A 24838-nucleotide genomic window follows, 5' to 3' on the forward strand; every position below is an offset into this window, starting at 1 on the left:
GAAGTTAACGCCGCGACACGCCGTGTCCGATGGCGCTAACTTCATGATCGCCCGGGACAGGGCCGGGGTGGGGACGCGGGAACGGGATGCTGGGAGGGAGACGTCATGGGGGAGCTGCGGCGGCTGGCGGTCGTCAGTGGGGGTGGGACCGGGATCGGGGCTGCGGTGGCGCGTGGGCTCGTCACCGACGGGCTCGACGTTCTCGTCGTCGGGCGGCGCGTCGACGTGCTCGAATCGGCGGCGCGGCGGATCCGTGCCGAGAGCGGGCGGGACGGGGCGGTCACTGCCGTCGCCGCTGACCTGACCGATCCGGGGCAGGTCGGGGCGGTGGTGGACGCCGTCGGGGAACGGGCCGTGGACGCCGTGGTCAACAACGCCGGCGGCTACCTCGGCGGGTCGACCGACTCGCTCGGCGGGGTGGCGGACTGGTGGCGGGCCAACCTGGACGCGAACGTGCTGACCGCCGTCCTGCTCACCGAGGCGCTCCTGCCCGCCCTGCGCCGTCCCGGCGGCCGGGTGGTCCTGCTCAGCTCGATCGCCGCGCAGCGCGGTGGCGCCGGGCCGTACTCGGCCGCGAAGGCCGCGCTGCACGGCTGGGCGTACGACCTGGCCGCCCAGCTCGGTCCGGAACAGATCACCGTGAACGTGGTCAGCCCCGGCTACGTCGCCGAGACCGAGTTCTTCGGCGACCGGATGACGCCGGAGGGACACGCCAAGCGGGTCGCCGCCACGCTCGTCGGCCGGGCCGGTGTGCCGGACGACATCGCGGCCGCCGTGCGCTACCTGGTCGGCCCGTCCGCCGGGTACGTCACCGGGCAGGTGCTCGGCGTCAACGGCGGCTCCGTGCTCGGCCGCTGACACGCGGAAGGGCGGTGGCCCCCCGTGCGGCCACCGCCCCTCGCGCGTACGTCGTGGTCAGCCGTTGAGCATCTCGTACGCCGACGCCGGCGCCTTCTGCACCTGCGCGCCCGTCGGCGCGGTGAGCTTCGGCGCCTTGCCGAAGTCGTAGTACTTGGCGACCAGCTTCATCGCCTTCTGCTTGCCTGAGGCCGGCAGCTCCAGGGTCAGCGAGGTGAGGTTCCCGTCCGGCCCGACCACAGCGGTGAACGGCACCTTCTTCGCCGCGTCACCGAGCGCGGCCACGTCCACTGTGGTGAAGCTCTCGCGGATGTCGGCGTTCGCGGTCAGGTCGGCGAAGCCGGCGTACGTGCCGTCGCCCCGGTCCTCGACCGTCTCCGCGGTCCGGATGACGGCGGCCATGTTGGCCGGGTCGGCGTTCTGGTAGACCGGCACGTCGGAGGCGTCGTCGAGCTTGGTGCGGTCCAGGAGCATCCAGCGCTTGGGCAGCTTCATCATGTCCTGCAGGCCGGCCATGCCGGTGATCTTGACCCGCATCCAGATGTCCTCCTCGATCACGCGGAAGGTCATCCCCATGGTGAACTCCGGGTCCTTGCTCTTCTCCGACATGGACAGCTCGAGGCCGCGCGCCGCCGGGTCGACCACCCCGTCGAACTTGTCCGCGCCCTCGATCGTGGTGAACCGGAAGGCCGGGTCCTTCTCGTCCGGCACGGCGGCCAGCAGCGCGGCCTTGGGGTCGGCCGACGGGCTGGGCGCGGGCCCGGTGCCCTCGGTGGCGTCCCCGGTCCCGCACCCCGCGGACAGGACGGCGGTGGCCAGCACGGCCGTCGCGAGGGCCGCGGTCCGCCGGAGGCTCACGACGGATCCGAATCGCTGCGTCATGGTGTTCGACTCACTTTCCCAGGTGATTGTTGCCGGGTAAGTATCGGCAGCCGTCACGGCGGCCTCGCTGCCGATATGCTGCCGTCCGACTGCCGTCGGCCACGGTGGGCGAAGGCAGTCGGTACGGGGGCGGAAACTCGCATGTCAGAGGCGCTGCGCTTCGAACTCCTCGGCCCGCAGCGGGCCTGGTACGCCGGCCGACCACTCGATCTGGGCCCGGCCAAGCAGCGGGCCGTGCTGGCCGTGCTGCTGCTCGCCGTGGGCCGTCCCGTGCCGACCGGGCAGATCGTCGAGGCGGTCTGGCCGGACGAGGCGCCGGTGAACGGCCTCAACGTGGTGCAGAAGCACGTGGCCGGTCTGCGCCGGATGCTGGAACCCGACCGGTCACCGCGTACGCCGGCCCGGGTGCTCACCCTCACCGACGCCGGATACCTGCTGCGCGTGCCGCCGGAGGCGGTGGACGTGGCGCGCTTCGAGCGCGGTGTGCGGCGGGCGCGGGCGGCGCAGGCGGCCGGGCGTACGGCGGAGGCGCTGGCCGAGGTGAGCGCCGCGCTGGAGCTGTGGCAGGGGGAGCCGTTCACCGGGTTCGCCGGCGCGTACTTCGACACGGCCCGGCACCGGCTGGTGGAGCTGCGCGCGGTCGCGCTGGAGACGCGTACCGAACTGGAGCTGGCCGACGGCCGGCACGGCGAGCTGGTCGGCCGGCTGGTCGAGCTGGTCGCCGAGTTCCCGGTCCGGGAACGGCTGCGTCACCAGCTCATGCTGGCGCTGCACCGCAGTGGACGGCAGGCCGAGGCGCTGGCCGCCTACCGTGACTACGCGGGGCTGCTCCGCGACGAGTACGGCATCGAGCCGGGCGGGGCGCTCCAGGATCTGCACCGGCGGATCCTGCGCGCCGATCCGGACCTCCTGCCGCAGGCGCGTCCGGAACGGGCCGGGGCGGGCGGGAGTTGGGCGGGCGACCCGGAGCCGATTCCGGCCGCCGTCGAATCCCCTGCCGAAGCGCCGGCCCAGCCGCCGCCCACGAACCCGGCCGAGGCATCGGCCCGGCCGCTGCCCGTGAATCCGGCGGCTGCCCCGCCTCCGCCCACCGCCCCGCCCCCGGTCTCGGCCCAGCTCACCGTTCCGGTCCAGTTCACCGTCTCGGCGCAGCCGGGCGGTCCGTTCCCGCCGCCGGCCGGCCCGGGTGATCCGCCGGCGGGCCTGCCGCCCTGGGTGTCGCCCCCGGTCGCGCCGCTGATCGGCGCCGTGCCGCCGTCCAGGCGTCCGTCCGGTGTGCCCGGCTGGTTGAGCGTCGTCGCGACGGTGGGCGGCGCGCTCGTCGCCCTGTTCTCGTTCGGCATGCTCACCTGGCTGGTGGTGCTGCTCTACGGGGTCTGGCGCCGGGGCTGGGGGAGCGTCCTCGCCGCGGTCTACTACCTGACCGTGGCCGTGACGTTCGTGGTGGTCATCGGCAGCAGCGAGACCGAGGAGGTCAGCGCGCCCGAGGCCACCCTGATGGTGATCTGGCTGACCACCTGGGCGGCGGGCGTCCCGCACGTGGTGCTGCTCAACGGCCGGCTGCTCGCCTGGCTGCGGGGCCTCTGGCGTGGGCGGCCGTACGCCGACCGCAACCGGCTGCGCCGGGAGTACGCCCGTTACCTGCTCTACCAGTACCCGTCGGCGCGGGACGACCTGCGCATCGGGCGACCCGATCTGCCCCGGGCGTACGACGACGGCGGACTGGTGGACGTCAACTCGGTGCCGGACCACGTGATCGCCGGGCTGCCCGGACTGACCCGGTCGCAGGCGCAGCACGTGGTGGTCGACCGGCGGATGCGCGGCCCGTACACGTCGATGGAGGAACTGGCCTCGCGGTGCCTGCTGCCGGCGGCGGCGACGGACTCGTTGCGCGAGCTGTTGATCTTCCTGCCGCCCGCCCCGGCGCCCGGTCCGCCGCCCAGCTCGTCGCCCGGTCCGCCGGCAGCGTCGGCCGTCCCTGGTAGAAATGCCGGATGAGCCAGGATCGGACGGCCGTGCGGGAACGCGCCGAGGCGGTGCTGCGGCGGCTGGCGGGTGACCACGCCCGGCTGCGCGAGGACCAGTGGCGGGCCATCGAGGCGCTCGTGGTCGACCGGCGGCGGGTGCTCTGCGTGCAGCGCACCGGCTGGGGCAAGTCGGCCGTCTACTTCGTGGCCACCGCGCTGCTGCGCGAGGGAAACCAGCACGGGCCGACGGTGATCGTCTCGCCGCTGCTGGCGCTGATGCGCAACCAGGTCGAGTCCGCCGCCCGCGCCGGCATCCGGGCACGCACGATCAACTCGGCGAACCTGGACGAGTGGGACGAGATCACCGCCGAGATCCACGCCGGTGCGGTCGACGTGCTGCTGATCAGCCCGGAGCGCCTGAACAACCCCGACTTCCGCGACGGGGTGCTGCCGAAGCTCGCCGCCACCACCGGGCTGCTCGTGGTGGACGAGGCGCACTGCGTCTCCGACTGGGGGCACGACTTCCGCCCCGACTACCGGCGGCTGCGCACGTTCCTGGCCAACCTGCCCGAGCGCACGCCGGTGCTGGCCACCACCGCCACCGCCAACGCCCGGGTCACCCAGGACGTGGCGGAGCAGCTCGGTGACGCGCTGGTGCTGCGCGGCACGCTGGACCGCGAGTCGCTGCGCCTCGGCGTACTCGATCTGCCGAGCCCGGCCCACCGCCTGGCCTGGCTGGCCGACCACCTGGACCGGCTCCCCGGCTCGGGGATCGTCTACACGCTCACCGTCGCGGCGGCCACCGAGACGGCCGACTTCCTGCGCGGCCGGGGCTGGTCGGTCGCCTCCTACACCGGGCAGGCCGAGGACGCCGACCGGCGGGCCGCCGAGCAGGACCTGCTGGACAACAAGATCAAGGCCCTGGTCGCCACCAGCGCCCTCGGCATGGGCTTCGACAAGCCCGACCTCGGCTTCGTCGTGCACCTGGGCGCGCCGCCCTCGCCGATCGCCTACTACCAGCAGGTCGGCCGCGCGGGCCGGGCCGTCGAGCACGCCGAGGTGCTGCTGCTGCCCGGCGTCGAGGACGCGGCCATCTGGCGGTACTTCGCCTCGCTCGCCTTCCCGCCCGAGGAACAGGTCCGCGCCGTGCTCGCCGCGCTGGACACCGAACGGCCGATCTCCACCCAGGCCCTGGAGCCGGTGGTCGACCTGCGCCGCGCCCGGCTGGAGCTGATGCTCAAGGTGCTGGACGTGGACGGCGCGGTCCGCCGGGTGCGCGGCGGCTGGCTCGCCACCGGCGAGCCCTGGGTCTACGACGAGGCCCGGTTGCGGCGCGTCGCCGACGCGCGCGCCGCCGAGCAGCGGGCCATGCGGGAGTACGCCTCGACGTCCGCCTGCCGGATGCGCTACCTGCGGGAAGGGCTGGACGACAGCGGGGCGGCCGACTGCGGCCGGTGCGACAACTGCGCCGGCCCGCTGTTCGACGCCGCCGTCTCCGAGCAGGCGCTGACCGCCGCGCAGACGTTCCTCGGGCGCCCCGGCGTGCCGATCCCGCCCAAGAAGCTCTGGCCCACCGGGTTGGAGGCGGTCGGCGTACCCCTGAAGGGCCGCATCCCCCCGGCGGAGCAGACGCTGCCCGGCCGGGCCGTGGGGCGCCTGTCCGACCTGGGGTGGGGCGGGCGGCTGCGCGGGCTGGTCGGGCCGGAGGCGCCGGACGGCCCGGTGCCCGACGACGTGGTGGCCGCCGTGGTCGAGGTGCTGAAGGCGTGGGCGCACGGCGACGACCCGTGGCCCCGGCGGCCGGTGGGCGTGGTGGCGGTCGGCTCCCGGACGCGACCGCTGCTCGTCGGCTCGCTGGCCGAGCGGATCGCCGCCGTGGGCCGGCTGCCGCTGCTCGGCCGGGTCGACCCCACCGGCCCGGCCGGGGCCGGCGGACCGCGGGGCAACAGCGCCCAGCGGGTACGCGCGCTGCACGACGCCTTCCACCTGCCGGACGAGCTGGCCGGCGCGCTGCCGGGGTTGGACGGGCCGGTGCTGCTGGTGGACGACCTGGTCGACTCGGGCTGGACGATGGCCATGGTGGCACGGCTGCTGCGCCGGGCCGGCGCGCCGGACGTGCTGCCGCTGGCACTCGCGGTGGCCGGTTGACCCGTCCCCCGGCCTGCGCGGAAAGTTCCCGGGCCGGGCGGAATGCGAGCGTCACCACCGTCGGCGGACCGTCGTCTGGCCCGTGCCCGGGCGGCGGTACCGTGGGGCCATGACCGAGCAGCGACCCGTCGTCCAGACGTACACCGTGACCGGGATGACCTGCGAACACTGCGTCAAGGCGGTGACCGAGGAGCTGTCCGCGCTGCCCGGTGTCGACGAGGTCCGCATCGATCTGACCAGCGGCACCGCCACTGTCACCAGCGCGGCGCCGCTGTCCGACGAGTCCGTGCGTGCCGCCGTGGACGAGGCGGGTTACGAGCTGGTCGGCGGCGGTGCCTGAGTCGTCGTCGGTCACGTCCGGCACCGGCGTCGTCCCCGACGACTCCGAGGCCGGCTCCGACGCCCCCGCGACGCGGTCCGGGGACGGCGCGGGTGGCTCGGCCGGGGCGGCTGCGGCCGGACCCGCCGTGGTGGACCGGGAGACGTTGCGGCTGGCCCTGGTGGTGGGCGGCCTGGTGCTCGCCGTCCTGCTCGGCTTCGGCCTCGGGCGGATGAACGCGCCGGCCGACCCGGCCCGGCCCGGCAGCGCGACGGCCGGCGGGGTCGCCACGGGCGGCGCCGACGGTGGCGCGCACGCCCACTCACCCGGGACCGGCGCGCACACGCACGACGGCGCCACGGTCACCCAGGGCGGCGGCGACGGCGCGACCGGACTGTCGATCACCTCGGCCGGCTACACGCTCGTGCCGTCGACCGAGCTGGTCGCGGGCCGCGCCGGTGAGCTGCGCTTCCAGATCCGCGACGACCAGCGCCGGGCGGTCACCCGGTTCGCCGTCGTGCACGACAAGCCGATGCACGTGATCATGGTCCGGCGTGACCTCAGCGGCTATCGGCACCTGCACCCGACGATGGCCGCCGACGGCACCTGGTCGGTGCCGATCACGGCGCCGGAGGCCGGCCCCTGGCGGATGTACGCGGACTTCACGGCGGTGGCCGACGACGGGCGCCAGGTCGCCGTGGTGCTCGGCGCCGACCTGACCGCGTCCGGCGCGTACCGGCCCCGGCCGCTGCCCGCCGCCGCCACGTCGGCCACTGTCGACGGGTTCACCGTCGGGTACGCCGGCACGCCGGAGGTGGGGAAGTCGGTGCCGCTGCGGTTCCGGGTCACCGGCGCGGACGGCGCGGCGGCGGCGCTGGAGCCGTACCTCGGGGCGTACGGGCATCTGGTGGCGTTGCGTGAGGGCGACCTCGGCTACCTGCACGTGCACCCGGAGCCGGTGCGCGACGGCGACGACGTGACGTTCTGGCTGACCGCGCCGGGGCCGGGCAGCTACCGGATGTTCCTGGACTTCCAGGTCGGCGGCGTGGTGCGGACCGCCGAGTTCACGCTGACCGTGGCCTGAGTCGCGGGCGTCGGCGGCCGGGAGGTCAGCCGGCCCGGCGGACCGGGCGGCGGGCCAGGTAGCGGAGCAGATCGCGGATGTGGTGCTTCTCCTCGGCGGGCACGTTCGGGTCGGCGAGCCGATCCAGGATGACCCGCACGTCGGCCTCCACCGGGCCGTCCTCGGCGCCCCGGCGGCGGGGCACCGGCCCGGCGTCGGGCAGGCCCAGCGCGCGGAACGCGGCCGCCACGGGCAGGTCGAGGGCGGCGCAGAAGCCGCGGACCTTCGCGAGCTCGGGATAGTCCTGCCAGTCTCCGGCCAGCCAGCGGAACACCGTGGAGCGGCCGACACCGGTGTGGGTGGCGAGGTCGGTCACCGTCCAGCCGCGCTCCTCGCGCGCGGCGTCGATGGCCCGGCGTACGAAGCGCGCGAAGGCCATCTGTGGCGAAACGTCTGCGGAACCCATCCCTGGTGGATCTGTCCCCTTCCTCCGGTGGCCCGGCTCGCGCACCGAGCCTAGTACGCCGGACCGGAGAAGTAACTGACTGATCGGTCCGGAGGTCCCGTCGGCGAGACCCGACAACTACGGAAGCGTGCTTCGGGCAATGCGCTTCGGGTAATAGGCTGAGGAAACCCTGGGAGTCGATGGAGGAACAGCATGGCCGAGCCGGACCGTCCCGTACCGCATCGCCCCGGGGCGGTGAGCCTCTTCTTCGTAGCCAAGGCCGCGGTGTTCGCGCTCGGCTTCTGGATCTGGCTGCTGGTGCTGGCGGTACGCGGTGGCGATGCGACCGGCGTACACCTGATCGCCGCGACCGGCGCGATCTGCACGACGCTGGCCTCGGTGGTGCTGGGAGCGCGGATGGCGTTGCAGCGCAACGCCGCGGTCCGGCACGCCGAGCTGAAGCGGATGCTCGTGGACATCTCGTGGAACGCCTTCGCCGCCGCCGGGAACGCCGAGCAGTCCGGGAAGGTGGTGCCGTTCCCGAGCGCGTCGCACGACGGCGAGTGGCCGCCGCACCGGAGCGCCGGTGAGCGGGTGTCGGTGCTGGACCGGGGCGACCGCAACCGGGGCGACCGGGGGCGGTAGGACCGCCGCGGCTCAGCGCGCCTCGGCCAGCAACGTCTCCAGCCGGGGCGTGACACCCCACTGGCCGACCAGCTCGCGATACTCCGCGCGCTGCGCGCCGGACGGCGCACCCGCCGTCCGGCGTGCCCGGATGAGCAGGTTGCGCGGCGTGTGCTGGGAGTCGACGAACTCCACCACCTCGGCGCGGTAGCCGTGCAGGCGCAGCAGCGCGGCCCGCAGCGAGTCGGTGAGCACGTCGGCGAACCGCTCCCGCAGGATGCCCTGCCGGGTCAGCAGCTCGTACGGCGCGGGCGCCTGACCGGCCCGGAGCTGGGCGGCCAGGTCGTGGTGGCAGCAGGGCGCGGCGAGCACCCAGCGGGCGTCCCAGCGCACCGCCCGGGCCAGCGCCTCGTCGGTCGCGGTGTCGCAGGCGTGCAGCGCCAGCACCAGGTCGGGCGCCGGTTCGACGGGCGCCTCGGCGATGGTGCCGGCCACGAACCCGACCCGGTCGGCCCAGCCCAGCCGCTCGGCCAGCTCGGTGTTGCGGCGGCGCTGGTCCTCGCGGACGTCGACCCCGACGAGCGTCACGTCCAGGCCGCGCTGGACCAGGTAGCGGTAGGCGGCGAAGGTCAGGTACGCGTTGCCGCAGCCCAGGTCCACCACCCGCAGCGGGCCGGTGAGGTCGTCGGGCAGCGTGGCCGCGAGCGCCCGCAGGAACGCGTCGACCTGCCGGCGCTTGGCCGCCGAGCCGCCGATCTCCCGGAACAGGGGATCGCCGGGATCGAGCAGCCACTCCTTGGACCGGTCGTGCCCGCCCGGCTCGGCGGCCGGACGGCTGGCGGCCGCGCGGTGCACCTGCGCCTCGCCGGACTTGGTGACCCGGAGCTGGAGCGTGGCGTCGGCGGTCTCGACGTGCCAGTTGCCGAACGGCTCGGCGAGCAGTTCGTCGACCGCCGCGCCGGCCTCCGTACCCGGTGCCACGTTGCGGGTGTGCGGCCGTGATCCGTCGGAGACGGCGATCTGCAACCGGGGACCGGCCTTCAGCGTGACCGGGCGCAGCTCCGCGCGTACCACCGAGGGACGCTGCCCACGGCGGCGCCCGGCGGCGACCGCGCGGGTCAGCCCCGGCGCGAGCAGCAACGCCCGCACCTCGGCCAGCGCCGAGTCCAACGCTTCCGGCATCAGTACCTACCTCTCCTGCTCTCCCCGCGCTCCCACTCGCCCGCTCCGACCCCGACCCCGTCGATCATGAAGTTGGCGGCACCCGGACACGGCGTGTCGCGCCGCCAACTTCATGATCGACGCGATGAGGGGAGGGGCGGGGAGGGGAGGGGGCGGGGATGGGGACGGCCTCCGGGACCGGGGTCCGGGAGGCCGTTTCCGTTGGTGTCGGTCAGTCGGCGTTGGTGGCCTCGGCGGGTGCGCCGGTGCTGCCGCTGCGGCGACGGCGACGGCGACGGGGCTTGGCGCTCGCGGCCTCGCCCTCCGTGGGCTGCGGTGCGGCGGCGGTCTCGGCCGCGCCCTCGGTGCCGATCACCGCGGTCGGCTCACCGGCCACCGTCTCACCGGCCCGGCGACGACGCCGGCGACGCGGCGTACGCGGGGTCTCGTCGTCCCCGGCGTCGGCCTGCGCGGCGGGCGAACCGGCGGACGAACCGCCGTCGCCGCCCCGGCCCCGACCGCGGTCGCCGCGGTCGCGGTCGCCACGCTCGCGGCCCCGGCTGTCACCGCGCCGCGCACCCCGGCGCGACCGGCCGCCGCCGCCGAGGTCCTCCTCGACCTCGGCGGACAGACCGGCGCGGGTGCGCTCGGCGGTCGGCAGCGTGCCGCTGACGTCCGTCGGGATGGCCAGGTCCGTGTAGAGGTGCGCGGAGGTGTGGTACGTCTCCGGCGGCTCGGGCATGTCCAGCCCGAGCGTCTTGTCGATGATCCGCCAGCGGGGCATGTCGTCCCAGTCGACGAACGTCACCGCGGAACCCGTGGCCCCGGCCCGGCCGGTACGGCCGATGCGGTGGGTGTAGGTGTCCTGGTCCTCGGGGCAGTCGTAGTTGATCACGTGCGTGACGCCCGTGACGTCGATGCCCCGCGCCGCCACGTCGGTGGCGACCAGCGTGTCGATCTTGCCGGCGCGGAACGCCCGCAGCGCCCGCTCGCGCGCGCCCTGACCGAGGTCACCGTGCACGGCGGCGACGGCGAAGCCGCGGAAGTCGAGATCCTCGGCGACCCGGTCGGCGGCCCGCTTGGTGCGGGTGAAGATCATGGTCAGCCCACGGCCCTCGGCCTGGAGGATGCGCGCCACGATCTCGACCTTGTTCAGCGAGTGCGTGCGGTACGCGAGCTGCTTGGTCTGCGGCGACGGACCGGTCTCGGCGGTGTGCCCGGCGTGGATCGTCACCGGGCGGCGCAGGAAGCGCCGGGACAGCGCGACGATCGGGTCCGGCATGGTGGCCGAGAACAGCATGGTCTGCCGGTCCTCCGGCAGCATCGCCAGGATCTTCTCGACGTCGTCCAGGAAGCCCAGGTCGAGCATGCGGTCGGCCTCGTCGAGGACGAGCGCGCGGACCCGGTCGAGCCGCAGGTGCTTCTGCTTCTGCAGGTCCAGCAGGCGGCCCGGGGTGCCGACCAGGATCTCGACGCCCTTGCGCAGCGCCTCGATCTGCGGCTCGTAGGCCACGCCGCCGTAGATCGGCAGCACCCGGACGCCCCGGGTGCGGCCCGCGGCGTCGAGGTCCTTGGCGACCTGGATGCCCAGCTCACGGGTGGGTACGACGACGAGCGCCTGCGGGACGCCGTCGCTGCCCTCGGACGGGGCGAACACCCGCTCCAGCAGCGGGATGCCGAAGCCGAGCGTCTTGCCGGTTCCGGTCGGCGCCTGCCCGATCAGGTCGACGCCGCGCAGCGCGATCGGCAGCGCGTACTCCTGGATGGCGAAGGCGCGGGTGATGCCGGCGGCGGCCAGCGCCTCGACGGTTTCCTGCCGCGCGCCGAGCGCGGCGAACGTGGGTGCCTCCGGGGGGACCGGAGCGGTGGGGGCCAGTGGCTGGCCGGAAATCTGCTCGCTCATATGGATTTGGGGGTGCCCTCTCGTGGTGCGCCCCTCAGGTCCTCAGGGCGCGATCGGTGTGGCGCGGGCCACGCGGTCAGGGGCGATTTCGCCGAGCCGGACCGGGCCGCACGCGCGTCGGGGACCGGCGTTGATCAGCAAGTGACCGATTCGGTGCCCACGGCAACTGTCTCATCCTACCTGAACGGCCCCTGAGGCGTCCCGATTCCCAGGTGGTGGCCGTGCACGCGGGGCGGTTCGTTGTGACTTGAGTCACAGGGATGGCGCCGGTAGCCTGCGCTCGTGTCCGTCCCCGACCCCGCCGTCCCCGACCCTGCCGCGACCGACCTGTTCGGGCTCGTCGCCTACGGCGAGCTGCTCGCGTTCGACCGCCTCGCCGCCGACGCGCGCCTCGCACCCGACCTGCGCCGCCGCGCCGCGCTCAGCGAGATGGCCGCCGCCGAGATCGCGCACTACCGGTGGCTCACCGACCGGCTCGCCGCCCGGGGCGTCACCCCGGAGGAGGCGATGGCCCCCTACGTCGAGGCGCTGCGGGCCTACCACGACTCGACCGAGCCGCGGGACTGGGCGGAGGCGGTGACGAAGGCGTACGTGGGGGACGCGATCACCGACGACTTCCTGCGCGGGATCGCCGACGGCCTGGCCGGGCCGGACCGGACACTGCTGCTCGACGTGCTGCACGACTCCCGGTACGCCGAGTTCGCCGGCGCCGAGATCCGGGCCGCGATCGAGGCCGATCCCCGGGCCGCCGGGCGGCTGTCGATGTGGGCGCGGCGGCTGCTCGGGGAGGCGCTGTCCCAGGCGGGCCGGGTGGCCGCCGCCGACCGGGGCGCGCTCGTCGCGTTGATCGGGCGGACCGGCGGGGACGTGCCGGGGCTGCTGCGCCGGCTGACCGAGGCGCACGCCGCGCGCATGACGGCTGTCGGGTTGAACAACTGAGCCGCCGTGGCGGGAGGCCCGCCACGGCGGCCGGTGCCGCGGGAATCAGCGAACGGTGAACCCGACCGCGCGAGGCGACGCCTCGGCGATCTCGACGTAGGCGACCTTGCCGACCGGCACGATCACGCGCCGGCCCTTCTCGTCGGTCAGGGAGAGGGTGCCCTCACTCTTGGCGAAGGCGTCGGTCACGATCTGCTCGATCTCGGCCGGCGACTGCGCGCTCTCCAGGACCAGCTCCCGCGGCGCGTACTGCACGCCGATCTTGACCTCCACTGTGCCTCCTCAACTGGGGCGAAAAAGCCACCGTGGGAAGGCTATCCGATCCGGCGGCCCGATGTTCAGGCTGACTCACCTTGCAGCGGGAAGCTGGCGATGCCGCGCCAGGACAGGGCCGCGACCAGCGCTTCGGCCTCCGCCTTGGGCACCTGGCGGCCGCCGGCGAGCCAGAACTGGGCGGCGGTCTCGGCGGCGCCGACCAGACCCGAGGCGAGCAGTTCGGCGTGCGAGCGGCTGACCCCGGTGTCCGAGATGATCGTGTCGGTGATGGCCGCGATGCAGCCCTGCTCGACCCGCTCCACCCGCTGCCGCACCGCCGGGTCGTTGCGCAGGTCCGACTCGAAGACCAGCCGGAACGCCTCGCTCTCGTGGTCGACGAAGTCGAAGTACGCGCGCACCGCGGCGCCGACGCGCTCCTTGTTGTCGTTGGTGCCGCTCATCGCGTCCTGCACGTTGGCCACTATCGCGTCACAGTGCGTGTCCAGCAGCGCGAGGTAGAGCTCCATCTTCCCGGGGAAGTGCTGGTAGAGCACCGGCTTGGAGACACCCGCCCGCTCGGCGATGTCGTCCATCGCGGCGGCGTGGTAGCCCTGCGCGACGAACACCTCCTGAGCGGCGGCGAGCAGCTGCTTACGGCGCGCCGAGCGGGGCAGGCGGGTGGGCCGACCGGCGGTCTGTGCACCGTTCCCCACTGCGGTCATCGGATCCTCCGAGTATCTGCGTACGAGCCGGCACGTATCACCCGAACCGGTCCGGGTTCGTGAACCCGTCGCGGAATTGGCCCGCCGCTGTAACTTATCGCCACTGTCACCACACGGTAGCCTCAGCGGGGGCGACCAAGGAGCGCGCGGTGAGTGAAACAGGGCAACCCGGAGCCGCCACCCCGGGAGAGCACGGCGACGGGACGGGCCAGCAGGACGAACCGGCCCGTACCGGCGGCGGTTGGGCGCCCCCGCCGAACGGCTGGTCCCGCAGCGCTCCGGCGCCCGGCGGCTGGCCCTACGGCGACCTCGGCGGCTGGGCCGCCTCCTCGCCCCGGCACGGCGACCTGCCGGCCCCGCTGCCCGGCCACTCCGCGCCGGAACCGGGGCGCGTCAACGGCCGCCACGTCAACGGCGTGCACCACGCCGGGGAGGAGTCGCCAGTGACCCGCCAGGCGCCGGTCAGTGCCCCGCCCGCGGACGAGCCGCCCCGGCCCACCGACGGCGAACGGCTGGCCGTACCGGCCCCGCGCCCGGCGCCGACGATCGAGCAGCCGACCGACCCGGGGGACGCCGGTTCCCGGCACGCCGCCGACGACCCGGCCGTCCGGGCGCCGCGCTGGGCCGAGAGCGGGCCGACCTCCGCGCCCCCGGCGCTCCAGGTCCCGCCGGTCGGCGCCGCCGCCTCCGGTTTCGAGGTGCCGCCGGGCTTCCACGCGCCGAACACCGAGTCCACCCCGTCGCTGTCCCGGGGCTGGGCGGACCGGCCCGTCACCCAGCCGGCCGCGAACCGGCCGGAGCACGCACCGGGCGAGGTCCACCCGCCCGAGGGCCGGGCCGCCGCCGCCGAGCCGCGGGCCGCGGCCGAGATCCCGGCGGCCGACGACCCGAGGGCCGGTGAGCCGGACTGGTCGGGGCCGTCCTGGAACCGCCCGAGCTGGGGTGACGGCTGGGCCCCACCGTGGGCCCGCACCGACGAGCCGCCGGCCCGCCGGGCCGAGGAGCCGCCGGTCCGAGGCCCGGAGGAGCCACCCGCCCGCCGCGCCGAGGAGCCCGCCGCCGAGCGGCGCGAGTGGGAGGACGACAGCGCCGCCCACCGCACCGCCCGCGAGGACCGCGCGGCCGAGTGGGCGCACGAGCCGGTGCGGCCGTACGAGCCGGCCCGCGTCGAGCCGCCCGCCGCCTACGAGCCACCCCGGCCCGAGGCGGTACGGCCGTACGAGCCGCTGCGCGCCGAGCCGGCCCCCGGACCGGAGGCGACGCGGCAGTACCCGCCGTCCGCCGAGTCCGAGGCGCCCCGGCAGTACGAGCCGGCTGCCGGGCCGGAGCCGGCGCGCCGGTACGAGCCCCCGGCCGCGCCGGAGCCGGCGCCCGAGCCGACCCGCCCGTTCCGCCTCCCCCGGGGCGACGCCGAACCACCGCACGGCTACGAGCGGCCCTCCTGGGCCGGGCCGCCGGTGCCGGTCGCCCCGCTGATCACGCCCCCGGGTCCCCCGCCGACGAGTGCCCCGCCCGCGCCCGGCGCGCCGCCGGTGTCCAGCGCCCCGCCCGCCCCGGCCGGTGGGTACGCCCCGGCCCCGCCCGCCGACGCGGCTGCCGTCGTGCCGCCGACCTCGGGCGTTCCCGCCCAGGGCGGCGCACCACGTCTCGACCGCGCACCCGCCCCCCACCCGACGAGCGCCCCTCCCTACGCGGCCCGCCGGTCCGCACCGGAACCGGTGCCGGCCGCCGACGCGGTCGCCGAGCCCCGACCGGAGGAACCGTCCCCCGTGCTGCCGCAGCGCGTCCCCTCGGAACCGGACGTGCCAGTCGTGCCGGAGCCACCGGCAGTGGAACCGTCCGCCGAGACCCCCGAACTCGCCCGCATCGCCACCCACCTGCGCCGCGACGACGAACCCGCGCCGCTGCGGGAGCGGCCGGAGGGCTTCGACGTCAACGCGATCCTCGACGCGGTCCGCGAGGTGGCGGGCGTACGCGACGCCGCGCTGCGCCGTACCCCGGCCGGCGCGCACAGCCTCCGGCTCGACCTGGCCGACGGCGCGGACCCGGCCGAGGTGAGCCGCCTGGTGGCCCGGCTGCTCCAGGAGCGGATGGGCCTGGCCGCCGCGCCGCAGAACCTGCCCGGCGCGCCCGCCGTGCCGCCGCCGGCTCCGCTGCGCCGCCGGTCGGCCCGGCTGGACCGCTCCGGTGAGACGCGCGCGGGCGAGACCCGGGCGCCCGGCGCGCAGCCGGCGCCGGGCCCGGCCCGCACGGGCGAGACCGGTGCCGCCGGACAGCCCGAGCCGGGCGAGGCCCGTACCGGTGACGAGGCGGCCGGCGAGGAGACGCCGGCGCGTACCGCCGTGGCACGGCCGGCCGCCAACCGTTCCGGCGACGCAAGGTTCGGCGCCGACCGCGCCACGCGCCCGGCCGAGGCGCCCGGCGACGGCGACGAGCCGCCGCGCCGCCGCCGGCAGGCCACCCACCGGGGCCGGGCCGCGGTGGACGAGACGTCGCTGGCCGCCGCGCCGACCGGCATGTCCACCGGCAGCCCGGTCACGCTCGGTACGTCGTACTCCGGTGGGCAGATGACCACGACGGAGACCGCGCCGTCGCGACCGCTGGACACCGGCGGCGTGCCGGGGCCCCGGGTGGTGATCGAGCACGTCCTGGTGAGCACGTTCGGCCTGGACGCCACCACCGAGGTCCGCCTGGTCGCGGGCGACCGGACGGCCGAGGGGCACGCGACCGGCCCGGCTGTCGACGGGTACGTGCTGCGGCTCTGCGCGGTGGCCGCGGCCGCCGCGGTGGACGAACTGCTCGGCCGGGTCGTCCCGGCCGGTGAGCGGGGCCGGTGCTTCGTGGAGCACGCCGCGGTGGTGCCGTTCGGCAACTGCGAGGTCGCGACGGTGGTGGTGCTGCTGGTCTGCGACGGCTGGGTGGAGCAGCTGGCCGGTTCGGCACTGGTGGCCGGGGATCCCCGGCAGGCGGTCGTGCGGGCCACGCTCGCGGCGGTGAACCGGCGGCTGGAGGCGCTGCTCTCCTGAGCCGGTGTGCGGTGCGGCCCGTGCGGGGGAGACTGGAAACATGAAACGTGCCGCACTCTGGCCGGAGCACAGCCTTCCCGCGCACCACGTCCCGCCGCCCTGGCCGGGCCGGCACGTACGCCTCGACGGCACGCTCGTGCACGTCCGCGACACACCGGCCACCGGCCCCGGCGCGGAGCCCGCGCTGTACGTGCACGGCCTCGGCGGGTCGGCGCAGAACTGGACCGACCTGGCCGGTCTGCTCGCCGACCGGCTCGACGGCCAGGCGATCGACCTGCCCGGGTTCGGGCGCAGCGAGCCGGGGCCGCGCTACACCATCCCGGCCTTCGCCGAGCGGGTGATCCGCTGGATCGAGCACAGCGACCGGGGGCCGGTGCACCTGTTCGGCAACTCGCTCGGCGGTGCGATCTCGGTCCGGGTGGCGGCGCTGCGCCCCGACCTGGTCCGCACGCTCACACTGGTCTCGCCCGCCCTGCCGTTCCTGGACTTCCGGCGCTCGTTGCAGGGGCGGATGCTCCCGCTGCTGGCGATCCCCCGGGGCGAACGGCTGGCCGCCTGGCGGCTGGCCCAGTTCAGTCCGGAGGTGACCGCGCAGCAGGTGATGGAGGCGTGCGTGGCGGACCTGACCCGGATCAGCAAGCAGCGCCGGCAGGAGGCGATCGACGAGATCCGGGTCCGGTACGAGGCGGCCCACTACGCCGCCGCGTACGTGCGGACGTTCCGGGGCCTGGTCGGCAGCTTCCTGCGTTCGTACCTGCCGGGGGAGGGCGCGCTCTGGCGGCAGGCGGCTGCGGTACGCGCGCCCACGCTCGTGGTGGGCGGGCGGCAGGACCGGCTGGTCGACGTGCGGGTGGCGCCGCAGGCGGCCCGGGTCATCCCGGACAGCCGACTGCTGATGCTCGACGGCGTCGGGCACGTGGCCCAGCTGGAGGTGCCCCGGACCGTGGCGCGGGCGGTGCTGGGGCTGCTCGCCGAGGCGGAGCCGGAGCAGGCGGCGGGCGCGGGCGTGTCGTCGGGCGACGCGCCGGGTGCCGGGCGGCCGGAACGGGAGAATGCACAGGCCACGGCGCTGGTGGCCGGAACGGGGGAGAGCGGAACGGAGCGTGACATGGCAGGCTGAGCCGGATGCCCAGCTCCCGCCGTCCTCGTGCCGCCCGCTCCCGTTCCTCGTTCCGTCACTGGCGCACCGCGCTCGTGGTCTGCGCCTTCGTCGCCGCCGCCGCGGTCGGTGTCGGCGTGGCGGTGCAACTGCCGTCGGCGGGCGCGGGGACCCGGATCACCGACGGGTTCGTCGCCCAGCCCCCGGCCCTCACGCAGGCGCCGTCCACGCCGAGCGTCTCGCCGCCGCCTCCGGTGACGCCCAGCTCGCCGGCCGCGCCGGTGCTGACGCTGTCCGGCCCGGGGCCGGCGAAGGGCCGGGGCACCTTCGCGTACGACGAGCGGACCGGCGGTGTGCTCGGCCGCTCGGGGACGCTGCGCCGCTACCGGGTGGCGGTGGAGAACGGCTCCGGCGAGGAGGTCCCCGCCTTCGGCGAGGCGGTGCAGCGGGCACTGGCCGGCCCGGGCAGCTGGGTCGACGGCGGCAAGCTGCGGTTGCAGCGGGTCGGTCCGGGCGACCGGTACGACTTCACGATCTACCTGGCCACCCGCGACACGGCGGGGCGGCTGTGCGGGGCGGGCGGGATCGACATCCGGGTGGGCGGTGTGCCGTACACGTCGTGCCGGGTGCCGGGCAAGGTGGTGATCAACCTGGCCCGGTGGCGGACCTCGGCGCCGCACCTGGTCGCCGCCGGGATGCCGCTGGACGACTACCGGCTCTACGTGGTCAACCACGAGGTGGGCCACCAGCTCGGGCACCGGCACGAGGGGTGCCCGGGCGCGGGCCGGGCGGCGCCGGTGATGCAGCAGCAGACGCTGTTCCTCAAGGGCTGCCGGCCGAACCCGTGGCCCTACGTGGGTGGGAAGCGGTACACCGGGCCGGCTCTCTGAGCACCGGTTTGTGAAGAACATTCGCGGCATAGGCGGCAAAAGCAGCTAAATGCCCGAGTTGCATGGCACGCTGAGGTCATGACGTCGTCGTCCCCTTACGACAACCCCGCCGCGCCGCCGCCCGAGCGTCCCACCCTGCGCCGGATGCGCCGGCGCCGCCGCCGCTCCGTGCTGCTGCTGGCGATGCTGCTCGCGGCCGTCAGCGGCGCGGTCGGCATCACCCGGCTGAGCGCGCCGCCGTCCGGGCACGGCGGGACGTCGCTCGCCGCCGAACCGTCGCTGGCGCGCGGCGCCGCCGAGGCCGACGTCCCGGCCCCGGCGCCGACCGGCTATCCCACCGCCGGCCCCGGCACGTTCGCGGTGGCCCAGGGCCGGTCTCCGGTACGCGGACAGGAGGGCCCGCTGCGCCGCTACCGGGTCGAGGTCGAGCAGGGTACGGGTCAGGACGCCGACGAGTTCGCCGCCACCGTGGACGCGGTGCTGGGCGACCCGCGCAGCTGGATCGCGTCCGGCGACCTGCGGGTGCAGCGGGTGCCCGAGGCCGCCGCGGCCGACTTCACCGTCTACCTCGCCACCCCGGTCACCTCCGAGCGGATGTGCGCCGAAGGCGGCCTGCGCACCGACCGGTACACCTCCTGCCGGCTGCCCGGCCGGGTCGTGCTCAACCTGGCCCGGTGGATGACTGCGGTGCCCGACTACGGCGCCCCGCTGGAGGTCTACCGCACCTACGTGATCAACCACGAGGTGGGGCACGAGTTCGGCGAACTGCACGAGGCGTGCCCCGAGCCCGGCGCGCCCGCCCCGGTGATGCAGCAGCAGACGTACGGACTGGACGGCTGCCTGCCCAACGCCTGGCCGTACGTCGGGGGGATGCGGTACTCCGGCGAGCCCACCGACGGCGTCTGAGTTATTCCCGGTCCCGCAGTTCGGGCCGAGTGTCCCTCATCATGGCCGATCCCCGCCCGGGCGAGCGACAATGGCGCGGTCACACCGCCGATCCCGGGGAGTCCACCGTGTCGTTGCCCCCGCTCGTCGAACCCGCCGCCGAGCTGACCGTAGACGAGATCCGCCGCTACTCGCGCCACCTGATCATCCCGGACGTCGGGGTGGAGGGGCAGAAGCGGCTGAAGAACGCCCGGGTGCTCTGTGTCGGCGCCGGTGGCCTCGGCTCGCCGGCCCTGCTCTACCTCGCCGCGGCCGGTGTCGGCACGCTCGGCATCATCGACTTCGACACCGTCGACGAGTCGAACCTCCAGCGCCAGGTCATCCACGGCGTCTCCGACGTGGGCCGGTCCAAGGCCGAGTCCGCCGCGGCGTCGATCCGCGAGATCAACCCGCTGGTCAACGTGGAGATCCACAACACGGCGCTGGACCGGGAGAACGTCCGGGACATCTTCTCCCGGTACGACCTGATCGTCGACGGCACCGACAACTTCGCCACCCGCTACATGGTCAACGACGCGGCCGTGCTGCTCGGCAAGCCGTACGTCTGGGGTTCGATCTACCGCTTCGACGGCCAGGCGTCGGTGTTCTGGGCCGAGCACGGCCCCTGCTACCGCTGCCTCTACCCGGAGCCCCCGCCGCCCGGCATGGTCCCGTCCTGCGCCGAGGGCGGCGTGCTCGGCGTGCTCTGCGCGTCGATCGGGTCGATCCAGGTCAACGAGGCGATCAAGCTGCTCGCCGGCATCGGTGAGCCGCTCGTCGGCCGGCTGATGGTCTACGACGCCCTGGAGATGAGCTACCGCAAGATCAAGGTCCGCAAGGACCCGAACTGCGTGCTCTGCGGCGAGAACCCGACCCTCACCGACCTGATGGAGGACTACGAGGACTTCTGCGGCGCGGTCTCCGACGAGGCGCAGGAGGCGGTGGTCGACTCGACCATCACCGCGCTGGAGCTGAAGGACTGGCAGGACTCCGGCAAGGACATCTTCCTGGTCGACGTGCGCGAGCCCGCCGAGTACGAGATCGTCCGGATCCCCGGCTCGACACTCATCCCCAAGGGCGAGATCCTGTCCGGCGAGGCGCTGGCGAAGTTCCCGCAGGACCGGCAGATCGTGCTGCACTGCAAGTCCGGCGTCCGCTCCGCCGAGGCGCTCGCCGCGCTGAAGGCGGCCGGGTTCACCGACGCGGTGCACGTCCAGGGCGGCGTGCTCTCCTGGGTCAAGCAGATCGACCCGTCGCTGCCCTCGTACTGAGTCGTGTCGATGGGCCCGCCCGGCGTTCCGGGCGGGCCCATCGCGCTTTCCGTGCCCCCTGGCATGGGCAAACACCTGGTCGCGCACCCCAACGGCGGATGATCTCAAGGGCCGGTGGGCGGTACCGGCCCTGACCGAGCTACCGAGGCGTAACCTCGGCCGCACCAGTACCGTCAGTGCCGTGGTGGACTTGGACGCGGCGATCGGATTCGTCGTCGCTCACGGAGACGCGGTGGACCGCGCCCGCCTCTCCCGGCTGCGCTCCGGCGCCCCGGCGCCGCCCGACGTGCTCGACGCCGCCGAGGCCGGGCAGGCGCCGGGCGGTGGCTGGCCCGCCGTCCTCGACGGCGAGGTCGCCTCCGTCGACGCCACCTGCTTCCGCCTGGCCGAGCTGGACGACCTCGGCGCGCTGGGCCGCCCCGCCGCCCGGCACGCGCTGGACTGGCTGGCCGCCCGGCAACTGCCCGACGGCGGCTGGGACGAGGACCCGTCACTGGCCGGGCTCGCCCCCGAGTGGGCCACCCCGGGCGACCCCGAGGCCCGGCTCTACCAGACCGCCAACGCCGGGTTCTGGCTCACCGTGGCCGGACTCGACGCACGGGCCGCCGGGCCGCTCGACCACCGGGTCGGCGGCGCGTACGCCGGTGTGGTGCAGGCGGCGGCGCAGACGCTCGCCGCCCAGCTCGCGCCGGACGGAAGCTGGCCGTCCTTCCTGCCCGCCGGCTGGCTCGCCGCCGCGGTGCTGCACCGCCAGCAGATGTACTACGAGTCGGCGCGCATCCAGGCGGTGCTGGCCGACCGGATCCCCCGGATGTCCCCGGCCGACGTGGCGTGGCTGGCCGCCACGCTGCGCCGCGTCGACGTGGGCGAGGAGCAGTGGCTGCTGGTGTCCGCGCGCCGGCGGCTCGCCGAGACCCAGCGCAGCGACGGCGGCTGGGACAGCGACGACGGCCACCAGTTCGACGTGCACACCACGCTGCGGGCGATCCGCGCGTGCCGCCCGAACACGCCCGAGGCCCCGGTGTCCGGAGCGCCGTTCGTGGTGCCGCAGACCGCCGAGCTGCCCGCGCCGCCAGCGGTGCCGGTCCCGCGCCCGCGCCGGCTCCCCGCATCGACGTCTCCGCCGCCCGTCCCCGAGCCCGCGTCTCCGCCGTCCGCGTCTCCACCGTCTACACCTCCGCCGTCCGCGTCCGCGCCGTCGGCCGGATCGGGGATCGCGCCCGCGCCGTCAGTCGGTCCGGACGGCGCGCCGGACCTGTTTCCGGCCCGGGGTCTCGGGCCCCAGACCTGGTTCCGTCCGGACGTCGAGCCGGATGCCACGCCCGGATCGGGGGCGGCGCCCGATCCGTCGGCTGGTGTAGAGGTGCCGGCCGGGCCGGACAGCGGGCAGGGGCCGTGGTCCGCCTGGATCGTCACACCCGATCTGCTACCCGGCGAGAGCGCCGGGCCTGCTGTGCAGCCGGTGGCGGACCTGCTGCCCGGCCCGGTGCAGCCCGCTCTGCCTCCGGCGGTCGCGGTGCCACCGGCCGCCCCGGTGCCCCCGGGGCTGCCGCCACTGGTCATGCCGCCGTCCGAGCCCACGGCCCAGGTGACCGCCGCACCGCCGCAGCCCGGTACGACTCCGCCGGTCGACCCCGCCACACCGGCCGACGGAGATCCACTCCCGATCGCGTAGCCCGGCCACCGATGATCAACACCAGCTCGGGGGAGTGGAGGCATCAAAGGCGCCGGATACCACCACTTCCCCGATCTGGCGCGTGCTCGACCAGTACGGCGAGGTGGCGGCATCAGAGGCCCTGGGATACCACCACTTCCCCGATCTGGCGCGTCCCCGGACCAGTTCGGGGAAGTGGGTGCGGGGATGCCACCACCTCCCCGAGGTGGCGGGCCACAAAGGGCAGGTTCGATCAGCGCAGGTGGCCGTCTCCGGTCACCACGTACTTGGTGCTGGTCAGCTCCGGCAGCCCCATCGGGCCGCGCGCGTGCAGCTTCTGCGTCGAGATGCCGATCTCCGCGCCGAAGCCGAACTCGCCGCCGTCGGTGAACCGGGTGGACGCGTTGACCATGACGGCGGCGGCGTCCACCCGGGCCACGAACTCCCGGGCCGTGCGCTGCGAGTCGGTGACGATCGCCTCGGTGTGGCCGGTGCCGTACCGGCGGATGTGCGCGATCGCCGCGTCGAGCGAGTCGACCACGGCGACGGAGATGTCGGCGGAGAGGTACTCGGTGCCGAAGTCCTCGTCGGTGGCCGGCACCACGGCGTCGGAGTGGGCGGCCACGGCGGGCGTGCCGTGCACGGTCACGCCGGCGTCGGCGAACGCGGCCAGCACGGCCGGCAGGAACGCGTCCGCGACGTCGCGGTGCACCAGCAGCGACTCGGCGGTGTTGCAGGTGGACAGCCGCTGGGTCTTGGCGTTCAGCGTGATCGCCAGGGCCTTGCCGAGGTCGGCGGCGGCGTCCACGTACACGTGGCAGTTGCCCACGCCCGTCTCGATCACCGGCACCGTCGACTCCTCGACGACGGCGCGGATCAGCGACGCGCCGCCGCGCGGGATCAGCACGTCGACCAGGCCGCGGGCGCGCATCAGCTCCTTGACCGAGTCGCGCGTGCTGGAGTCGAGCAGCTGCACCGCGTCCGCCGGCAGCCCGGCGCCAAAGACCGCGTCGCGCAGCACCTCGACCAGCGCGGCGTTGGAGTGGGCGGCCGACGAGGAGCCGCGCAGCAGCGCCGCGTTGCCGGACTTCAGGCAGATCCCGGCGGCGTCGACTGTCACGTTGGGCCGGCCCTCGTAGACGATGCCGACCACCCCGAACGGCACCCGCACCTGGCGCAGCTCCAGGCCGTTCGGCAGCGTCGAGCCGCGTACCACCTCGCCCACCGGGTCGGGCAGCGCGGCCATCTGGCGCAGCGCGTCCGCGATGGCCGCCACCCGGCCCTCGTCGAGCGCGAGCCGGTCCAGCACGGCCGCGGACAGCCCGGCCTCGCGCCCGGCCGCCAGGTCCGCCGCGTTCGCCGCCAGAACCTCCGGGGTACGCGCCACGAGCGCGTCGGCCATCGCGTGCAGCGCGGCGTCCTTGACGGTACGGGTGGCCGTGGCCAGGGCTTCCGCCGCGTCCCGGGCTCGCCGGGCCTGCTCGACGACGCTCATCGTGCGTACTCCTTCACCGGTGGGGCTCACAGCAGGACGAGGTCGTCGCGGTGGACGACCTCACGTTCGTACGCCGGGCCGAGCGCCGCGGCGAGTTCGGAGGTGGAACGGCCGAGCAGGCCGGGCAGTTCCACCGCGTCGTAGTTCACCAGGCCCCGGGCCACCGGCGCGCCCGCGGTGTCGACCAGGTCGACCGGGTCCCCGGCGGTGAACGCGCCGTCGACGGCGGTGATGCCGGCGGGAAGCAGTGACTTGCGGCGGCCGACCACCGCCTGCACCGCGCCCGGGTCGAGGTGCAGGCGGCCGCGGGGGGCGGTGGCGTGCGCCAGCCAGAACAGGCGGGCGGCGGGACGGCGGCTGCTCGGGTGGAAGTACGTGCCGACCGGCTCCCCGGCCAGCGCCGGTGCGGCCAGCGGCGCGGCGGTGAGCACCACCGGGATGCCGAAGCCGGTGGCGATCCGGGCCGCCTCGACCTTGGTCACCATGCCGCCGGTGCCCACCCCGGCGCGACCGGCCCCGCCGATGTCCACGCCGGCGAGGTCGCCCTCGCCGTGCACCTCGGTGATCCGCGTGCTGCCGGGGCGGGCCGGGTTCCCGGTCCAGAGCGCGTCGACGTCGGAGAGCAGCACCAGCAGGTCGGCGTCGACGAGCGCGGCGACGAGTGCGGCCAGGCGGTCGTTGTCGCCGAACCGGATCTCCTCGGTGGCCACCGTGTCGTTCTCGTTGACGATCGGCACGGCGTGCAGGTCGAGCAGCTTGCGCAGCGTCCGGTACGCGTTGCGGTAGTGCGCCCGCCGGGTCACGTCGTCCACGGTGAGCAGCACCTGCCCGACGGTGCGGCCGTGCCGGGCGAACGCGGCCGCGTACCGGCCGATCAGCAGGCCCTGGCCGACGCTGGCGGCGGCCTGCTGGGTGGCCAGGTCGCGCGGGCGCCGGGGCAGCCGCAGCGGGGCGAGCCCGGCGGCGATCGCGCCGGAGGAGACCAGCACCACCTCCCGGCCGGAGGCGGCGAGCCCGCCGAGCGTGTCGACGAGCGTGTCGACCCGGGCGTCGTCCAGGCCGCCCGTCGCGGTGGTCAGCGAGGACGAACCGATCTTGACGACGATCCGCCGGGCCGAGGTGACTGCTTCGCGCACCCGACCATTCTGCGCGCTGCGGTCTGCCGCGCCGCGGCGCGTTCCCATATCGTGGCA

20 protein-coding genes and 1 pseudogene are annotated in these 24838 nt (G+C 75.2%); 13 read left to right on the forward strand and 8 right to left on the reverse strand.

Features of this window, described 5'->3' with window-relative positions; genetic code table 11:
• Positions 1 to 105 precede the first annotated feature (105 nt).
• On the forward strand, positions 106 to 858 hold the full coding sequence (locus M8C11_RS11615) for an SDR family NAD(P)-dependent oxidoreductase (protein WP_252449544.1): 753 nt from the start codon (positions 106 to 108) through the stop codon (positions 856 to 858).
• A 57-nt stretch (positions 859 to 915) separates the two neighbouring features.
• Here the strand turns inward: M8C11_RS11615 and M8C11_RS11620 are convergent, their stop codons facing one another.
• Entirely contained in the window at positions 916 to 1716 is an 801-nt protein-coding gene (locus M8C11_RS11620) for a hypothetical protein (protein WP_252449545.1), read from the reverse strand.
• A gap of 165 nt (positions 1717 to 1881) precedes the next feature.
• Here M8C11_RS11620 and M8C11_RS11625 point away from each other — a divergent pair, with 165 nt between their 5' ends.
• The 4 genes from M8C11_RS11625 to M8C11_RS11640 all read left to right on the forward strand — a co-directional run bounded on the left by M8C11_RS11625 (position 1882) and on the right by M8C11_RS11640 (position 7258).
• Complete coding sequence (locus M8C11_RS11625; protein ID WP_252449546.1) at positions 1882 to 3738, forward strand: BTAD domain-containing putative transcriptional regulator; 1857 nt, start codon at positions 1882 to 1884, stop codon at positions 3736 to 3738.
• Positions 3735 to 5855 (forward strand): RecQ family ATP-dependent DNA helicase, encoded by a 2121-nt coding sequence (locus M8C11_RS11630; protein WP_252449547.1) that lies wholly within the window; start codon positions 3735 to 3737, stop codon positions 5853 to 5855. Before M8C11_RS11625 ends, M8C11_RS11630 begins: the two co-directional genes overlap by 4 nt.
• A 109-nt stretch (positions 5856 to 5964) precedes the next feature.
• On the forward strand, positions 5965 to 6195 hold the full coding sequence (locus M8C11_RS11635; protein ID WP_120573033.1) for a heavy-metal-associated domain-containing protein: 231 nt from the start codon (positions 5965 to 5967) through the stop codon (positions 6193 to 6195).
• On the forward strand, positions 6188 to 7258 hold the full coding sequence (locus M8C11_RS11640; protein ID WP_252449548.1) for a hypothetical protein: 1071 nt from the start codon (positions 6188 to 6190) through the stop codon (positions 7256 to 7258). The genes M8C11_RS11635 and M8C11_RS11640 overlap by 8 nt, the downstream gene beginning before the upstream one ends.
• Before the next feature lie 25 nt (positions 7259 to 7283).
• Here the strand turns inward: M8C11_RS11640 and M8C11_RS11645 are convergent, their stop codons facing one another.
• Positions 7284 to 7703: a helix-turn-helix transcriptional regulator gene (locus M8C11_RS11645; protein ID WP_026268433.1), complete on the reverse strand. Its 420-nt coding sequence runs from the start codon at positions 7701 to 7703 to the stop codon at positions 7284 to 7286.
• Between the two features lie 192 nt (positions 7704 to 7895).
• Between M8C11_RS11645 and M8C11_RS11650 the strand changes: the two genes are divergently transcribed.
• Positions 7896 to 8327, forward strand: coding sequence for a hypothetical protein (locus M8C11_RS11650; RefSeq protein WP_252449549.1), 432 nt, complete (start codon positions 7896 to 7898; stop codon positions 8325 to 8327).
• A 12-nt stretch (positions 8328 to 8339) separates the two neighbouring features.
• On the opposite strand, the gene M8C11_RS11655 is transcribed toward M8C11_RS11650, so the two are convergent.
• Together M8C11_RS11655 and M8C11_RS11660 are read right to left on the reverse strand one after the other, a co-directional pair.
• Positions 8340 to 9488, reverse strand: coding sequence for an SAM-dependent methyltransferase (locus tag M8C11_RS11655; RefSeq protein ID WP_252449550.1), 1149 nt, complete (start codon positions 9486 to 9488; stop codon positions 8340 to 8342).
• A gap of 211 nt (positions 9489 to 9699) precedes the next feature.
• Positions 9700 to 11370 carry a DEAD/DEAH box helicase gene (locus M8C11_RS11660; RefSeq protein WP_252449551.1) on the reverse strand — a complete coding sequence of 557 codons (1671 nt, stop codon included), beginning with the start codon at positions 11368 to 11370 and terminating at the stop codon, positions 9700 to 9702.
• Positions 11371 to 11652: 282 nt separating this feature from the next.
• Here M8C11_RS11660 and M8C11_RS11665 point away from each other — a divergent pair, with 282 nt between their 5' ends.
• On the forward strand, positions 11653 to 12309 hold the full coding sequence (locus M8C11_RS11665) for a ferritin-like fold-containing protein (RefSeq protein WP_252449552.1): 657 nt from the start codon (positions 11653 to 11655) through the stop codon (positions 12307 to 12309).
• A 45-nt stretch (positions 12310 to 12354) separates the two neighbouring features.
• Here the strand turns inward: M8C11_RS11665 and M8C11_RS11670 are convergent, their stop codons facing one another.
• Positions 12355 to 12582, reverse strand: coding sequence for a DUF3107 domain-containing protein (locus tag M8C11_RS11670; RefSeq protein WP_013288692.1), 228 nt, complete (start codon positions 12580 to 12582; stop codon positions 12355 to 12357).
• Between the two features lie 65 nt (positions 12583 to 12647).
• A complete protein-coding gene (locus M8C11_RS11675; protein ID WP_013288691.1) occupies positions 12648 to 13286 on the reverse strand; it encodes a TetR/AcrR family transcriptional regulator in 639 nt (212 codons plus the stop codon).
• Between the two features lie 149 nt (positions 13287 to 13435).
• Between M8C11_RS11675 and M8C11_RS11680 the strand changes: the two genes are divergently transcribed.
• The 6 genes and pseudogenes from M8C11_RS11680 to M8C11_RS30525 all read left to right on the forward strand — a co-directional run.
• Positions 13436 to 16312, forward strand: coding sequence for a hypothetical protein (locus tag M8C11_RS11680; protein WP_252449553.1), 2877 nt, complete (start codon positions 13436 to 13438; stop codon positions 16310 to 16312).
• Between the two features lie 40 nt (positions 16313 to 16352).
• Positions 16353 to 17432 carry an alpha/beta fold hydrolase gene (locus M8C11_RS11685; RefSeq protein WP_252449554.1) on the forward strand — a complete coding sequence of 360 codons (1080 nt, stop codon included), beginning with the start codon at positions 16353 to 16355 and terminating at the stop codon, positions 17430 to 17432.
• Positions 17433 to 17437: 5 nt separating this feature from the next.
• Positions 17438 to 18301, forward strand: coding sequence for a DUF3152 domain-containing protein (locus tag M8C11_RS11690; protein ID WP_252449555.1), 864 nt, complete (start codon positions 17438 to 17440; stop codon positions 18299 to 18301).
• 78 nt (positions 18302 to 18379) lie between these two features.
• Positions 18380 to 19207 carry a DUF3152 domain-containing protein gene (locus M8C11_RS11695; RefSeq protein ID WP_252449556.1) on the forward strand — a complete coding sequence of 276 codons (828 nt, stop codon included), beginning with the start codon at positions 18380 to 18382 and terminating at the stop codon, positions 19205 to 19207.
• A 41-nt stretch (positions 19208 to 19248) separates the two neighbouring features.
• On the forward strand, positions 19249 to 20496 hold the full coding sequence (gene moeZ, locus M8C11_RS11700) for an adenylyltransferase/sulfurtransferase MoeZ (RefSeq protein WP_199733261.1): 1248 nt from the start codon (positions 19249 to 19251) through the stop codon (positions 20494 to 20496).
• Positions 20497 to 20626: 130 nt separating this feature from the next.
• Positions 20627 to 21496 (forward strand): annotated as a pseudogene (locus tag M8C11_RS30525) (hypothetical protein); the annotation flags it as partial.
• Positions 21497 to 22403: 907 nt separating this feature from the next.
• Here the strand turns inward: M8C11_RS30525 and M8C11_RS11710 are convergent.
• Together M8C11_RS11710 and proB are read right to left on the reverse strand one after the other, a co-directional pair.
• On the reverse strand, positions 22404 to 23645 hold the full coding sequence (locus tag M8C11_RS11710; protein WP_252449558.1) for a glutamate-5-semialdehyde dehydrogenase: 1242 nt from the start codon (positions 23643 to 23645) through the stop codon (positions 22404 to 22406).
• A gap of 26 nt (positions 23646 to 23671) precedes the next feature.
• Positions 23672 to 24829: a glutamate 5-kinase gene (proB, locus tag M8C11_RS11715; protein WP_252449559.1), complete on the reverse strand. Its 1158-nt coding sequence runs from the start codon at positions 24827 to 24829 to the stop codon at positions 23672 to 23674.
• Between the last annotated feature and the right edge of the window lie 9 nt (positions 24830 to 24838).

It is taken from the genome of Micromonospora sp. CPM1, from assembly GCF_023896895.1.
Classification (GTDB): Bacteria; Actinomycetota; Actinomycetes; order Mycobacteriales; family Micromonosporaceae; genus Micromonospora; species Micromonospora tulbaghiae.

Coding starts and splice junctions, on each gene's coding strand:
- M8C11_RS11635 (WP_120573033.1), top strand. CDS start 5,965: ATGACCGAGCAGCGACCCGTCGTCCAGACGTACACCGTGACCGGGATG.
- moeZ (WP_199733261.1), top strand. CDS start 19,249: ATGGCCGATCCCCGCCCGGGCGAGCGACAATGGCGCGGTCACACCGCC.
- M8C11_RS11695 (WP_252449556.1), top strand. CDS start 18,380: ATGACGTCGTCGTCCCCTTACGACAACCCCGCCGCGCCGCCGCCCGAG.
- M8C11_RS11655 (WP_252449550.1), bottom strand. CDS start 9,488: ATGCCGGAAGCGTTGGACTCGGCGCTGGCCGAGGTGCGGGCGTTGCTG.
- M8C11_RS11710 (WP_252449558.1), bottom strand. CDS start 23,645: ATGAGCGTCGTCGAGCAGGCCCGGCGAGCCCGGGACGCGGCGGAAGCC.
- M8C11_RS11615 (WP_252449544.1), top strand. CDS start 106: ATGGGGGAGCTGCGGCGGCTGGCGGTCGTCAGTGGGGGTGGGACCGGG.
- M8C11_RS11690 (WP_252449555.1), top strand. CDS start 17,438: ATGCCCAGCTCCCGCCGTCCTCGTGCCGCCCGCTCCCGTTCCTCGTTC.
- M8C11_RS11650 (WP_252449549.1), top strand. CDS start 7,896: ATGGCCGAGCCGGACCGTCCCGTACCGCATCGCCCCGGGGCGGTGAGC.
- M8C11_RS11660 (WP_252449551.1), bottom strand. CDS start 11,370: ATGAGCGAGCAGATTTCCGGCCAGCCACTGGCCCCCACCGCTCCGGTC.
- M8C11_RS11645 (WP_026268433.1), bottom strand. CDS start 7,703: ATGGGTTCCGCAGACGTTTCGCCACAGATGGCCTTCGCGCGCTTCGTA.
- proB (WP_252449559.1), bottom strand. CDS start 24,829: ATGGGAACGCGCCGCGGCGCGGCAGACCGCAGCGCGCAGAATGGTCGG.
- M8C11_RS11625 (WP_252449546.1), top strand. CDS start 1,882: ATGTCAGAGGCGCTGCGCTTCGAACTCCTCGGCCCGCAGCGGGCCTGG.
- M8C11_RS11675 (WP_013288691.1), bottom strand. CDS start 13,286: ATGACCGCAGTGGGGAACGGTGCACAGACCGCCGGTCGGCCCACCCGC.
- M8C11_RS11685 (WP_252449554.1), top strand. CDS start 16,353: ATGAAACGTGCCGCACTCTGGCCGGAGCACAGCCTTCCCGCGCACCAC.
- M8C11_RS11630 (WP_252449547.1), top strand. CDS start 3,735: ATGAGCCAGGATCGGACGGCCGTGCGGGAACGCGCCGAGGCGGTGCTG.